The 13,499-nt window shown below is 46.6% G+C and carries 13 protein-coding genes and 1 pseudogene; 7 read left to right on the forward strand and 7 right to left on the reverse strand.

Annotated elements, in window-relative coordinates; genetic code table 11:
* Positions 1 to 76 precede the first annotated feature (76 nt).
* The 3 genes and pseudogenes from msrA to tmk form a co-directional block, all read right to left on the reverse strand.
* A pseudogene (gene msrA / locus QUA90_RS28760) lies at positions 77 to 514 on the reverse strand (peptide-methionine (S)-S-oxide reductase MsrA); the annotation flags it as partial.
* A gap of 39 nt (positions 515 to 553) precedes the next feature.
* Positions 554 to 1,516: a DNA polymerase III subunit delta' gene (locus QUA90_RS28765; protein WP_333448605.1), complete on the reverse strand. Its 963-nt coding sequence runs from the start codon at positions 1,514 to 1,516 to the stop codon at positions 554 to 556.
* A gap of 271 nt (positions 1,517 to 1,787) precedes the next feature.
* Positions 1,788 to 2,456, reverse strand: coding sequence for a dTMP kinase (gene tmk / locus QUA90_RS28770; protein WP_333448606.1), 669 nt, complete (start codon positions 2,454 to 2,456; stop codon positions 1,788 to 1,790).
* A gap of 105 nt (positions 2,457 to 2,561) precedes the next feature.
* Here tmk and QUA90_RS28775 point away from each other — a divergent pair, with 105 nt between their 5' ends.
* A complete protein-coding gene (locus QUA90_RS28775; RefSeq protein ID WP_190659999.1) occupies positions 2,562 to 2,909 on the forward strand; it encodes a hypothetical protein in 348 nt (115 codons plus the stop codon).
* 197 nt (positions 2,910 to 3,106) lie between these two features.
* Here the strand turns inward: QUA90_RS28775 and QUA90_RS28780 are convergent, their stop codons facing one another.
* Entirely contained in the window at positions 3,107 to 5,677 is a 2,571-nt protein-coding gene (locus QUA90_RS28780; protein WP_333448607.1) for a heavy metal translocating P-type ATPase, read from the reverse strand.
* A gap of 301 nt (positions 5,678 to 5,978) precedes the next feature.
* On the opposite strand from QUA90_RS28780, the gene QUA90_RS28785 reads away from it, so the two are divergent.
* Positions 5,979 to 6,185, forward strand: coding sequence for a DDE transposase family protein (locus tag QUA90_RS28785; protein ID WP_333448608.1), 207 nt, complete (start codon positions 5,979 to 5,981; stop codon positions 6,183 to 6,185).
* Positions 6,186 to 6,501: 316 nt separating this feature from the next.
* Here QUA90_RS28785 and ctpC read toward each other — a convergent pair whose 3' ends face one another.
* Positions 6,502 to 7,857, reverse strand: a complete 1,356-nt coding sequence (ctpC, locus tag QUA90_RS28790; RefSeq protein ID WP_333448609.1) for a carboxyl-terminal processing protease CtpC — start codon at positions 7,855 to 7,857, stop codon at positions 6,502 to 6,504.
* Positions 7,858 to 8,191: 334 nt separating this feature from the next.
* Positions 8,192 to 9,412, reverse strand: coding sequence for a (E)-4-hydroxy-3-methylbut-2-enyl-diphosphate synthase (ispG, locus tag QUA90_RS28795; RefSeq protein WP_333448610.1), 1,221 nt, complete (start codon positions 9,410 to 9,412; stop codon positions 8,192 to 8,194).
* Positions 9,413 to 9,706: 294 nt separating this feature from the next.
* Here ispG and QUA90_RS28800 point away from each other — a divergent pair, with 294 nt between their 5' ends.
* The 5 genes from QUA90_RS28800 (at position 9,707) to QUA90_RS28820 (ending at position 12,664) form a co-directional block, all read left to right on the forward strand.
* The gene (locus QUA90_RS28800) at positions 9,707 to 11,062 is read left to right on the forward strand and encodes a serine/threonine-protein kinase (RefSeq protein ID WP_333448611.1); all 1,356 of its coding nucleotides are present in this window, start codon (positions 9,707 to 9,709) and stop codon (positions 11,060 to 11,062) included.
* A gap of 158 nt (positions 11,063 to 11,220) precedes the next feature.
* Positions 11,221 to 11,451 carry a hypothetical protein gene (locus QUA90_RS28805; protein WP_333330545.1) on the forward strand — a complete coding sequence of 77 codons (231 nt, stop codon included), beginning with the start codon at positions 11,221 to 11,223 and terminating at the stop codon, positions 11,449 to 11,451.
* Positions 11,452 to 11,459: 8 nt separating this feature from the next.
* Entirely contained in the window at positions 11,460 to 11,684 is a 225-nt protein-coding gene (locus QUA90_RS28810) for a hypothetical protein (protein WP_293157603.1), read from the forward strand.
* Between the two features lie 12 nt (positions 11,685 to 11,696).
* On the forward strand, positions 11,697 to 11,939 hold the full coding sequence (locus QUA90_RS28815; RefSeq protein WP_333386979.1) for a YgiT-type zinc finger protein: 243 nt from the start codon (positions 11,697 to 11,699) through the stop codon (positions 11,937 to 11,939).
* Between the two features lie 221 nt (positions 11,940 to 12,160).
* Positions 12,161 to 12,664, forward strand: a complete 504-nt coding sequence (locus QUA90_RS28820) for a DUF2243 domain-containing protein (RefSeq protein WP_333448612.1) — start codon at positions 12,161 to 12,163, stop codon at positions 12,662 to 12,664.
* A 71-nt stretch (positions 12,665 to 12,735) separates the two neighbouring features.
* On the opposite strand, the gene QUA90_RS28825 is transcribed toward QUA90_RS28820, so the two are convergent.
* The gene (locus QUA90_RS28825) at positions 12,736 to 13,431 is read right to left on the reverse strand and encodes an Rpn family recombination-promoting nuclease/putative transposase (protein WP_333448613.1); all 696 of its coding nucleotides are present in this window, start codon (positions 13,429 to 13,431) and stop codon (positions 12,736 to 12,738) included.
* Positions 13,432 to 13,499: the final 68 nt, after the last annotated feature.

Here is a 13,499-nt window from a genome sequence, read left to right on the forward strand (position 1 = left end):
TACAATTATGAGTTAGCTCTAGGGGGCTAAATTTAAAACTTCTGATTATAACATATATCTTTTTTGCAAGAGGTCTAATATATTGCTGGTGGTAATCCTCTGCCATATAAAATTCACTAGCAGGTTTGATTTCTGTGGCAATATCTTTGTCGTATTTACCGGAAGTTTGCAATTTGTTTTTGGAGAGGCGAGCGGCTTTTTCTTGTTCGGAATTGTGATAAAAAATCACAGACCTGTACTGTTCGCCTCTGTCGGGGCCTTGGCGATTGATTTCGGTAGGATCGTGACAGTTCCAGAATACATCTAGCAGTGCTTCGTAACTCACCTGCGATCGATCGTACTCTATCAGCACAGATTCAGCGTGACCAGTCACTCTGGCGCAAACATCGAGGTAGCAAGGATTGGGCCAGTGACCTCCTGTATAGCCCGCAGCCGTTGAGACGACACCCGCAACGGCGCGAAACTTGTGTTCAACTCCCCAAAAACAACCGGCGGCAAATGTGGCTTTTTCCATCGTGTTACTCATCGTATTGCGCTCAAACTTGGCAATAAATTATGCTTGACATATTCCCATTAGTGTGCATTCCCAAACTAATCGCGGCTGTACGTAGTTTAGCAAATATTGTCGTGCTTTCTCCAAGGGCTCTAAGGGCGATCGACTAATTCCCCCTGCCAAAAATTGTTGCCAGTAACAGTGCTGTAAATAATCGATTAACCACAACTGAGATTCAGTATCTAAAGTTTTATCAATTTCCTTTGCCAATTCCAAAGCAGACCGCAGATTTTGAGGCAACTGCTTCACCTTTTGCAGCAAATCATCGGGTATTGATTGCAGTTGCTGCCAAATAGAAATTGCCTCCCCAGGACTGCCTTGAGCCATCCCCAGTACCTCGGGATGGGATAAAATCTCTGCGAATCCGGCTTGCTGCAAAACTTGTGCCATTGCTTGGGGATTGAGCCGATAAAACTGGATTTTTTGGCAACGGGAAATCAAAGTTGGCAGCAAAGCTTCCACTGTCGGAGCAATTAAAATTAGGGCTGCTTTTCCCGGTTCTTCCAATGTCTTCAACAAGCCGTTAGCGGCTCCCTCGCCCATTGTTTCTGCTTGTTCCAAAACTACGACAGAACGCGCAGCTTCTAGCGGCGGTCGGCTGAGAAAATCACCGATTTCTCGAACTTGTTCTAAACGAATTTGTGGTGGTGCTTTCCGCTTTAAACCGGCTTCCTCTGCTTCCTTTGGTGTAAGCCGTTTGCCTTGGTTCATGTAAGTGGGTTCTACCCAAAGTAAGTCTGGATGATTTCGCTGCTGCACGCGATTTTGTACCGAGGCTATGAGTTTGGTTTCGGGAAGATTGGCTGAGAATAAAAGCTCGATGAAACATTGAGCAGCTAAACTTTTGCCGATGCCGTTAGAGCCGACAAATAAATAACCAGGAGCAATTCGGTTTCGCTCGACTGCTTGTGTTAGCAATTCTACTGGTCGCTCTTGTCCGATTAATGATGTGAAATAATTCATGTGACAGTTGACAGTTGACAGTTGACAGTTGACAGCTTGCCCGAAGAGCGCAGTCGAAGGGTTGACAGTTGACAGTATTCAGTTGACAGAAGGAAGTTATTGTAGGGTGCGTCAGGGGCGCTGGATGTAATGACTACCTATTCAAGAATTTTGCCCTGATCGCTACCCTATGGTGAGTTAGTTACAACGAAGAAACCGCGTTTTTCCTCGAACTTGAGGATTTTTAGCAAATATTTCGTAAAAAACCCGGTTTCTGGCTATCTATGTAAGCTTACTTTTCAGAAGAGGTATTATTTAAATATCCCCAAGCTTCTAACCTGCAAGTTACAAGAGTTTGAATTTCCTGAGCGACTTCATATTCAGGCCGATCGGCATTTATCCGGACAATTCGAGATTTATTTGCCTCGGCTAACTCCGCAAAACCTTGCTGCACAAGGCGGTGAAACTTCAAATCAGCTTGCTCGATCCGATCGCACCCTCCCCGGGCCCTTACCCTCGCCAAACCCGCTTCCACATTAATATCCAGCCACAAAGTCAGATCGCTTTCCAAGCCGCCGGTGGCAATGTCATTCAACTGCTTAATTAAATTTAACTTAAGACCGCGGCCGTAGCCCTGATAAGCGATCGTAGAATCAGTAAAACGATCGCATAAAACAATCGTTCCTTTCAATAACTCGGGTTTGAGAAAAGTTTCGACGTGTTGAGCGCGATCGGCAGCATACATGAGTAATTCTGCTCGATCGGATACAGATTCGCCCCCATCTTGTTTCAGCAGCAAATGTCGCAGTCCCCTTCCCAACTCAGTACCCCCCGGTTCGCGAGTAGCCACCAACCGGACTCTCAGACAGCAACTTGCTTGCAGAAACTGTATCAAGCGCTGCATTTGCGTAGTTTTACCCGCACCTTCAACCCCCTCAAACACGATAAGTTTGCCCTTCATTGCCCTAACTTTCCACCTGAATAAAATAAATCCATATTGTTCTGTTCATCTGTTCTAGGTTCGGTATGATAATAAAGTCTAAATGCCTCACGGCTGGAGTTGTCTATGGCTCGCTATACTGGTTTTTTTATCGTTGCCGTTCCGATCGACCGTCTCCGTCAATCCCTGATTGAAATTTTAGAGTCATGCAATCTTGATATTATCTACAATACAGGAGATTCCGTCATGGCTCGCGAACTTCCCGGTCAAGTTTCGATTGCCAAACTTGTCACCGCAGAAGTCCTAATTGAGAAAAACACGGCTAGCGACTCAGAGGTTCGCATGAACTTCGTGATTAAAAACGAGGAACTGCCCCTGCAAACCAACAACCACTGCCGTCAAATGTTCGAGCTAGTGAGTCGTTCAATTATGAACAACAATAACTGGCGACTTTTGGAAAGTATGGCACTGTAGCCATCAGTCAGTCAATTTGAGGTGTGAGATTTTCGCTTGACTCTACAGATGAATCAGGGGGTTCTAACTAACGTGGAAACTTCTTGGCTCTCGACTCCTGGTGTGAGGGGTTTGTTTCCCTCTTGGTATGAGGTCATCAGTCATTAATTACTAACTAATGACCGATGACCTCCGACATTTATCTGTCATCCCTAAATTTAAGCTCGAAATCCCCGACGCAAAAACAAAGAATTTGTCACAACGCTAACAGAACTAAACGCCATAAATGCTCCCGCCGCCGCAGGACTGAGTAGAATTCCGGTTGCAGGCAGCAAGATACCCGCTGCAACGGGAATTCCCAGAGTATTGTAACCAAAAGCCCAAAATAAATTTTGGCGAATCTTATTAAAAGTAGCGCGCCCCAGCTCGATCGACTCAACAACATCCATCAAAGCATTTCGCATCAACACAATTTGAGCAGTCTCAACAGCGACATCAGTGCCACAGTGCAAACCGATACCGACATCAGCTTGAGCCAAAGCCGGCGCATCATTGATGCCATCCCCCACCACAGCAACTTTACAGCCTTGAGCTTGCAAACTTGCGATCGCCCTCGCCTTCCCCTCCGGCCGCACCTCGGCCAAAACATCAGCCGCCGCCAAACCTAGCTGCTGCGCCGTCACCGCCGCCGCAGACGCCGTATCCCCCGTCAGCATCATCACCCGCAATCCCATGCCCCGCAAACGTTCCACCGCAGCCTTAGCATCCGGCCTCAGAGTATCTTTTAGCCCGATTACCCCCAGCAAAACGCCCCCAGAAGCCACGTAAACCGCCGTTTTGCCTTGCAAAGACTCCGACAATTCCGTCGCCACAGCGACCCCCTGCTGCTTCATCCACTCAGCATTGCCTGCGAACACCCGCCGGCCCTCCACCAAAGCCGAAACCCCGAATCCCGGTTCCGTGCAGAAATCCTCAGCAGCTAGCAGCGGCAAACCTTGCTGTTGAGCTTCCTGCAAAATCGCTGCGGCGATGGGATGACAAGCGCCCCTTTCCACCGCCGCCGCAATTTGCAGCAGTTTTGAGTCAATTGTGGAACAGGCATCTTGCCTGTTGTCAGAAACTCCATCAATTGTGGAACAGGCATCTTGCCTGTTGTCAGAAACTCCATCAATTGTGGAACAAACATCTTGTTTGTTTCCCACATTAATATCTGAGTTCAAATCCCACTCGGAATTCTGGAAAATCGGCAAATAATCTGTGAGTGTGAGATTTCCGGTTGTCAGAGTGCCAGTCTTGTCAAAAACCACCGTATCTAATTGATGCACCCGTTCTAAAACATCACCACCGCGAATTAAAAGCCCGCGCTCCGCCCCGATGCCAGAACCAACTAAAATTGCAGTTGGGGTAGCCAGTCCCAAAGCGCAAGGACAAGCAATAACTAAAACTGCGATCGCCAATTTCAAACTTAAGAGCAAAGGCGATTGATAATGGATAATAGGCAATTCATTTCCCATATTCATTGCCCCGTGTCCCATATCCATTGCCCCGTGTCCTAAAAGCACAGAAGGCCAAATATGAGTCCCGGCAAAATACCAAAATAGGAAAGTTAAAACCGATATCGCCATTACCCCATAGACAAAATATCCCGCCACAGTATCAGCTAAATTTTGAATCGGCGCTTTGCGAGTTTGGGCTGCCTGCACCAAAGCCACCATTTGAGCTACAGTTGTTTCCTTACCGGTGCGAGTTGCGCGCATCACAACTGCCCCGGATTTATTGATAGTTCCGGCGGCAACTGTATCTCCTGGTTGCTTCAAAACCGGCATCGATTCGCCAGTCAGCATCGACTCATCTATCGTTGTTTTGCCTTCGCTAATTTCACCGTCTACCGGAATTTTTTCCCCTGGTAAAACTTGCAGCCATTCTCCGACTCGGACGCGATCGGCAGGAATTTCAATGTATTGTGGATCGTATACCTCTGATGTCGAGTTTAAAGGCAATTCTTCCGATCGCACATCTAAAGTCGAAAGTTTAAAATCAACTAAGCGGGCTTTCGCCGGTTGCAATGCGATTAAAGCTTGCAAAGCAGATGCAGCGCGGCGTCTGGCTTGCTGTTCGAGAGTTTTGCCCAACAAAATAAAGCCCAGAAGCATCACCGGTTCGTCAAAAAAGCACTCCCATCCCATCCTTGGAAACAGCAGCGCCGCGTTGCTAGCGGTGTAAGCTGTGACAGCGCCTAAAGCTACCAAAGTATTCATGTTGGGTGCATTTCGCCACAAACTGCGGCACCCGTCAACGATAATCGGGCGGCCCGGTACCACCAAAGCTAGGGTGGCGAGTCCCCAGTGAAACCAAATATTGCTGAGAATTGGGGCTTGTGTGCCGAGTACGTGACCTAAACCGGATAGAATAATTAGGATTAGGGCGATCGTCAATTGCTTGATTTGCTGTCTAATTTCTTGTCGCCGCCGTTCAATTGTTGCCGCTTCTGCTTCCCGCTGATTTTCACCTAAACGAAACTGAGAGGGAAATCCATTATCAGTCAACTTTTTCGCTAAAGCCTCTGCATCGACAGCCCCCGGTTGACACTCAACCGTCGCGACTTCTACGGCCAAGTTAACGCAAGCTGAAATTACGCCTGAATACTGCATGAGTTGACGTTCCACAGCTTTCGCGCAGCCGGCACATTTCATCCCCCCGACATCGAAAGTAACAAGTTCTGGCGGTGAGTCTTTAACTGGTAGGATTTCTGGTTGAATTTCAGGAATTGTTTTGGGCAAAAATTGCATGGTTTTTTTTGGTATTGATTAGAATATTTTGGTAGTTCTGAAAGGATTTAATGCACTGTTTAGACAAATGTCTATATTTTTATCATAGATAAATATTGTGGCATCTTCCAAAAGTGTTAGTTTTTTTTAATTCTTATTAGTACCCCGCTGTTAAATCCTTAGTCCGGCAGGGGTTTCAACTACTGTCGGAATGCGAGTTTAATGCTAAGACACGGTTTGGACACGGCAGTGCCGTTGCCCTATTTGATATAATGACCCAATTGCCTAGTTAGTATCCAGCTTTTATTTGACGAATTTAGCTATGACAGCCACACCCAAATTTTATATTATCAAACGTCCTGCCGGTAATTGCGAAATTTTGCCGTTGGCGGAGCCCTCGCAGAGGATCGCGCAACTCGAAGAACAAAACCCCAGTATTATTGAAAAGTGGGGCCCTTATGATTCGCCCGAAGATGCTATCGCCCGCCGCATCGGATTAATTCGCGCCGGCAAATGCCAGCCGCAATGACCAATTACTATTACTTTCCTCCCCATTGCGAAAGCTAACGTGATATCAAATCTGTTAGCATCGGAATTATTCCTATCTCTCTTCCCTTAATCTGCGTGAATCAGCGTCCATCCATTGTCATCTGCGGTTTACATTCTCTTCTTTTAACCGCAGATGAGGGCAGATCAACACAGATTAACGCCGATGAATTATATAAATTTCGGTTGCACCGGACGAAGGGCCAAAAACAGCGCAGCATTCGAGTTTAAAATCTGGGCTTTTAGCCGTAAATCTCTCCCCGAATGCTTTTTTTTAACTGAAACCCTATACAGGTTTTCTATTTAGATTTAGAAGGTGCTGCACTCGGTTTTGCCTGCGCCGCATTCGGTTTAGGTGGCGCAGCATTCGGTTTCGCATCAGCCTTATTGTTCCCTGTTTTACCAGTAACTTGCTTTGTCAAAACTTCCATAGCTTTCGCGTACTGCGGATCTGCCGCCGTAGCAATTTTATCGCGATCGCGCCTCAATTCCTGTTTTTGAGCGTCGGTGAGTTCTACCTTAAAATCTGGTTCAATCCCGGCGTGGTTGATATCAGTGCCGTTGGGAGTAAAATACTTGGCAATTGTCACCGCCAAACCGGCACCATTTCCCACGCCGCGTACTGACTGAACTAAACCTTTACCAAACGTCTTTGTTCCCACTAAAACCGCGCGTTTGTTGTCTTGCAAAGCACCGGATAGAATCTCGCTAGCACTTGCTGAACCGCCGTCTACCAGTACAACTAACGGTTTGTCTGAGATCGCTGCCTTGTTTGCCGTTTGTTTATCGGCTTCACCGACTCGATCGACCGTCGAGACGATCGTACCTTCTTTGAGCCACATCCGAGCAATTTCAATACTTCCGTACAGCAACCCGCCGGGATTGGAACGCAAGTCTAAAATATAGCCCGTTACCTTTTTCTGTTCCAAATCCTTAATTGCCGATCGCATTTCCGATGCAGCATTCGCACTGAACTGATTTAAGCGAATATAGCCGACTTCTCCGATGGGAGTTTTCTGCACCGACTTCCGCACAGGATGAATTTCAATTTTAGCGCGCTTCAGCTTAAATTCTAATTCCTTGCTTCCCCGCAAAATAGTCAGCGTCACCTCAGTATTCACCTGGCCGCGAATCAAACTTACCGCTTGATTCGTATCCATGCCTTCGGTACTCTTGCCGTCAATCTTAATAATGATATCTTTTGCTAGAATCCCAGCACTAAAAGCAGGGGTATCTTCGATCGGCGAAATCACTGTCAACTTCTTAGTTTCCTCATCTTGAGTCAACTGAATCCCAACTCCTGTCAGTTCCCCAGAAGTTTCAACCTGCATATTTCTGAACTCTTGAGGGTCCATAAACCGCGTATAAGGATCATCCAGCTTCTTCAGCATTTCCCGAATTGCTTTGTAAGCTTCGTCGTCGCTGGTATAAGTCCGGTTCAAATAATCATTCCGCACCGCTTTCCAGTCAACCTGGTTAAAAGTGCCATCAACATAACTTTTGTCAATAATTTGCCAAACTTCATCAACCAACTCTTTAGGGCTTCCCCTAAAAGAAGCCAGAGATTTAGAACTGCAACCAGTGTTTGCAAGAGTTACGGCAGTGAGTACCACCGCTGCTGCACTTAGAACAAGCCCTCGTTTTGTTATAACCATTTGTGTGACGCGCGGGAGGAAAAGAGTTCAGAATAATTACGCTCAATCTAACACAGCCAAGGCTCGGTCGTAGTTGGCGTACATATATTATTTAACTTTGCCGAGTTCTGCGGTATCAACTTAAGAGTGAAACCCTCTGTCTTTCTCGTTTGTATCGAAGCCTAGATCCCCCTAAATCCCCCTTAAGAAGGGGGACTTTAACCTCACCTGTCCCCCCTTAACAAAGACTTAGATCGCTCTTGTCCCCCCCTTACTAAGGGGGGTTAGGGGGCTCTCCGGGTTTAAAACACGCATTAGGGGCGATCCTCTCCGAGGGCTGCGCTAACGAGAGCAATTAAGGATCGACCCAGCGATCGTCCGATTTAATCAAGTCAATCAATTCTGCCACGCCTCGGTCTTCCGGGACTTTCTTAATTTCTTCCCGGCCCCGGTACAGCGAGATATAACCCGGTTGCTTCCCGACGTAGCCGTAATCAGCATCAGCCATTTCTCCCGGGCCATTGACAATACAGCCCATTACTGCTATATCCAAACCCGTGAGATGTTTCGTCGCCTCTCTCACTTTGTGTAACACTTCCTCTAAATTAAACAAAGTGCGACCGCAGGAAGGACAAGCGACATACTCAACCATCGTTTTCCGCAGTCCCAAGGCTTGCAGAATGCTGTAGCAAACGGGAATCTCCTTTTCTGGGGCCTCTGTCAGCGAGACGCGGATGGTGTCACCGATACCGTCAGCTAACAAAGGTGCGAGGCCTGCGGTGGATTTGATGCGGCCGTATTCGCCGTCTCCTGCTTCCGTGACGCCCAAATGCAGCGGGTAATCCATGCCGAGTTCGTCCATCCGGTGCACCATCAAGCGGTAAGCAGCAACCATCACCGGCGCGCGGGAGGCTTTGAGGGAAATCACGATGTTGCGGAAGTCGAGGGATTCGCAAATTTTGATGAATTCCAGGGCCGATTCTACCATGCCTTCGGGCGTGTCGCCGTAGGTAAAAAGCATCCGTTCGGCGAGGGAACCGTGATTGACGCCGATTCGCAAGGCTTTGTCTTGGTCGCGCAGGGAAACCACCAGAGGTTCTAGGGTTTCGCGGATTTTTTCGCCAATTTCGGCGAATTCGCTGTCGGTGTATTCGCTTCTGTCTGCTTTCGGCTTCTCGAACACGTAAAGTCCGGGATTGATTCTCACTTTGTCTACGTGTTTGGCGACTTCGAGGGCAATTTTCATGCCGTTGTGGTGGACATCGGCGACGAGGGGCACGGGTTGGTAGGTGGCGTGCAGTTTTTGCTTGATTTCGGCTAAAGCTTTAGCGTGGGCCATGCTGGGCACGGTGACGCGGACGATTTCGCAGCCTATCTCGTGCAAGCGCCGAATTCCGGCGACTGAACCGTCGATGTCGAGGGTGTCTTCGTTAATCATCGATTGTACGACGACGGGGTTGCCGCCGCCGATGGTGACGCTACCGACTTTGACTGGCCGGGTTTTGCGGCGTTTGATGGTGGTGTCGAAGGTTGGTTCGGTGGTGGGGGTTTTAGTGGGATTCGGCAGAGTTTGCATAACTGGTTGCGAGTGTTCTGTTACTAAGGTCTATAAAAATGTGTCTGCTGTTTTTCAGGTTGCCATAGAAAGGGTCTGTTTGGACAAACAGGTTTTACGATTTATGATTCTTAATGAGATTGTGGCGAATTTGTCGATCGAATTATGTCGCAAAAGGGCGATCGAACTAAAAGCCAACCATCACCGGGAAGGCGAACTTAAGTTGGGCCCGTGGAACTAAACCCAACTTAAAAAATACAGTTAAAATACAGGCTAGGCCGAGATAAAAATTAATATTGGTTGGCGGTGAGGGGAATGGTTTGGACACCGGGGCAGCGGTTAAATGGCGATCGGTATATCATTGAAGGCAAGTTAGGTGAGGGCGGCTTTGGGGTCACGTACCTAGCACAGAAGGCGCAAAACAGGCAGCGGGTTGTCATCAAAACGCTGAAAGACGACTTATTGAGAGATCCAAATTTTGCCTGGTTTCGGGACAAATTCCGGGATGAGGCGCTACTGCTATCTTTGTGCAAACATCCCAATATTGTGCAAATAGACAACTATTTCATTCATGGTGATTTGCCTTGTATTGCGATGGAATATGTGGCAGGGAAAGATTTGTGGAATTTGGTAGAAAAGCGCGGTTTCCTGTGGGAAACCGAAGCTTTAAACTACATCCGCCAAGTGGCAGAAGCGGTAATAGTAGTTCACGAAAAAGGTTTGCTACATCGGGATATCAAGCCACAAAACATTATGGTACGCGACAATTTTGATGCAGTTTTGATTGACTTTGGTTTGGCACGGGGTTTTATTCCCGATCGCACTCAGCAAATGACTGTTGGATTAACACATGGTTTTGCGCCTCCCGAACAGTACGGGGAAATGGGCAGATTTGCTGAGTACACAGATGTTTATGCTCTGGCGGCAACGCTATACTATCTGCTAACGAGAACACAACCAACTGCTGCATTCTTGAGGCCTTTAAATCATCCTTTAAAGCCGCCGTTTCAGATTAATCCTAATATTAGCGATGCGGTGCATCGAGCAATTATGAAAGGGATGGAAATGGATGAGACAAAGCGTCCTCAGTCGGTGGAAAAATGGTTGGCTATGCTTCCCCAATCCCCCGGCAATCGGGGGCAAAGAGGGGGTGTTTCGCCAACGATTCCTAGCCCGCAGCCAGCGCCACAACCTGTAAAATTGATTTCAGCAAAAGGAGTTGATTATCGTCAACTCGATCGGCTGTTGGCTAGCGGAAAATGGCAAGAGGCGGATGGGGAAACGGCAATAAAAATGCTGGAAGTAGCGGGGAGAACAAAAGATAACTGGCTGAGGGGTGAAGATATCGATCGATTCCCCTGTGAAGACTTACGAACTATTGACCAACTTTGGGTAAAATACAGTAACGGACGTTTCGGCTTTTCGGTGCAGAAACGCATCTATGAAAGTCTGGGGGGAAGCAGAGAATATGATCGGAAAATTTGGGCAGCTTTTGGCGATCGGGTAGGTTGGCGTGTGAATAGTAGTAAATGGTTGCACTATAATGATCTAAAATTCAACACCAAAGCACCTATAGGACACCTCCCGTGTGTGAAGGGAAAGTTAACTGATGGGGTGGTTGGTGGGGGGCTTGTTGTGGGGCGTTCTCTTCTCTCGCGTCGAGACTTGTAGACTGTAACATCTAAGCGTTTCAGGTTTTCATAAAGATTTATTACAAAGGCAAAAACCACGAAGCCACGCCAGTTCTACGTTTCCGATACCTGGCACTGACCGGACTGGGCTAAAAGGCTACCAGTGATACTAATTGTTAACATAATGTTTGATGTCGAATGAACTTTCAAATTATAGGAAACATTACTAATATTGAAACAATAGCAGTAGATAAATCAATTCGGGAAGTGGAACGTTTGCAGAAAAATTATGGTAATGGACGTTGGAGAAAACTCAAAGGCATAGCCACAATTAGCCTGACTGATGGTACAGCCTGCGAAGCTGAGCTACATTGGTACGAAGCACACGGCATTGGAAAAAAAGAAATCAAAATCAAATATATTTTATAGGAGGAGTCATGAATCCCCATAACTTAGAAACACAATTTGTAGTTTGCATTAATAATCAAGACTATCAAGCATCCTTGGAAGTGCGAAAAATTTATCGAATCATACCCGATAATCGCGCTGCGGAACATCAATTTATCCGAGTTATTGATGAATCCGGCGAAGATTATTTGTATCCAGTCGCATATTTCGTGCCGATAGCATTGCCGAAAGCCGTAGAAGCAGTGTTTGCATAGGAGAAATTAACAATGCTATCTGTAGAAAAATGCCCAATTTGCGGCGGTGAAATAGTTATCAAAGAAGTTGATAAACTTTTACGGGGCGGCAAGCATACTGCTATCTTAAAAGTATCCGCTGAAGTGTGCCTAAGCTGTGGAGAACGGTTCTACTCTGTGGAAACAGTTAGGAAATTTGCCAAAATTAGACAGCAATTGCAGCGGGAAGAGACTCAAGAATTTCAAGCGATGGGGCAATCTTTTCGCGTTGGGTAAGTTAGAGGGGGATAATTTGTTTAAAAAGATCGATCGCACTTCCCATCATCCATCAAAAATCAACCCGCGTTAGCGAAGCCCTCGAAGAGGATCGCACTTCACTCCAGAAATCTCTCTCGCGGATGATGCGATCGCCCCTCCTCCCCAGCAAAACTAAAAAATGTACTGGCAAATCCCTTCACAGACCCAGGCTCAGCATTTAAAGCATCGGAGGTTTTCCATTGGACGATCGTACAAACGTACCAACCACCGCAGCTAACAACCGCCGACCTCTAATTATCGCAGGAATTCTCCTCGGTATCGGTCAATCCGGCTTTTTTGACGGCATTGTGCTGCACCAACTCCTCCAGTGGCACCATATGTTTAGCAGCGTTAAAACCGATGCTACTGTTGCCGGTTTAGAATTAAATACCCTTGGAGATGGACTGTTTCACGCTGCGGATTGGTTGGTAACAGTGGCGGGAATCTTCTGTTTGTGGGGTGCGGTGAAGCGCAAAGATGTTCCTTTGTCAACTCAAACTTTTTTCGGTTCAATATTAATTGGTGCTGGATTGTTTGACTTTGTAGAAGGCATTGTTGACCATCAAATTTTGGGAATCCACCACGTCAAACCCGGTATCAACGAGTTAGCTTGGGATTTAGGATTTCTCATCCTCGGTCTTATTTTAGCGCTGTTAGGTTGGATACTGCTACAAAGTGAAGTTCCCGCAGATACTAAAGTTTAAATGAATGCAGAGATTGGTAATTCTACCAAATCCCAGTTAAAAATCCCTGACTCTCTGTTTAACTCCTCAGTTCATCCCGCCGAATCCAACCACGCAATCAAATCCTCTTGACTCCTAAAATCCAACAAAGCCTCTCCCAAATCATCTAACTGTTCCGCAGATAACCCCTGGATGCGAGTTTGAACTTCCGGTGTAACATCACCCACCCGCCGCACGAGGAGACGCATAATTAATCCTATTTCCCCCTCAATTTTCCCCCTTTCAATTCCCTGTTCGATTCCTTGTTGTATTCCCTGTTCGATTCCCTGTTGTAGACCAATTTCTATCCCCTTCATCACAGACCCGATTTGGTCTTGGATAAACATTTCTCGCTTGTCTACATCATTCAATTCGTCGAGGGTCAAATTTGCTCGGTTGGCAATTCCCAGCGCGGTATTAATCTCTTCAATAGATCCCAATGTCTCTGGTACTGCTTCTAAAGAGGGCGCATTGTTCATAAAATAAATCCATTTTTCCGGCAGAGTTTCGAGTTCATTCAATTCTTTTTTGAATTTCGGTAACTCGACAAACACTAATTTTAACTCGCAGTTGGGATAGACGAATTTCTCTTCTGTTTCTGTGAATTCAAAGTTAGAGATTAGTTTGGTAGTATTTTCAAATAAGATAAAGTCGGTGATGGTTAAAGCAATGACTGGATTTAACTTTAAATAACCTTCTCCGGCTTTGAGTTGAGTAGAATAGGTTTTGGCTGCATTATATATAGTCATTTCAAATAAAAAAGAGACACTATTGAGCGCAGTAGGCACAGATGAGTTGATCTAAAGATGTGCCCGGA

Origin of the sequence: Microcoleus sp. D3_18_C4, assembly GCF_036702355.1 — a bacterium.
GTDB lineage: Bacteria > Cyanobacteriota > Cyanobacteriia > Cyanobacteriales > Microcoleaceae > Microcoleus.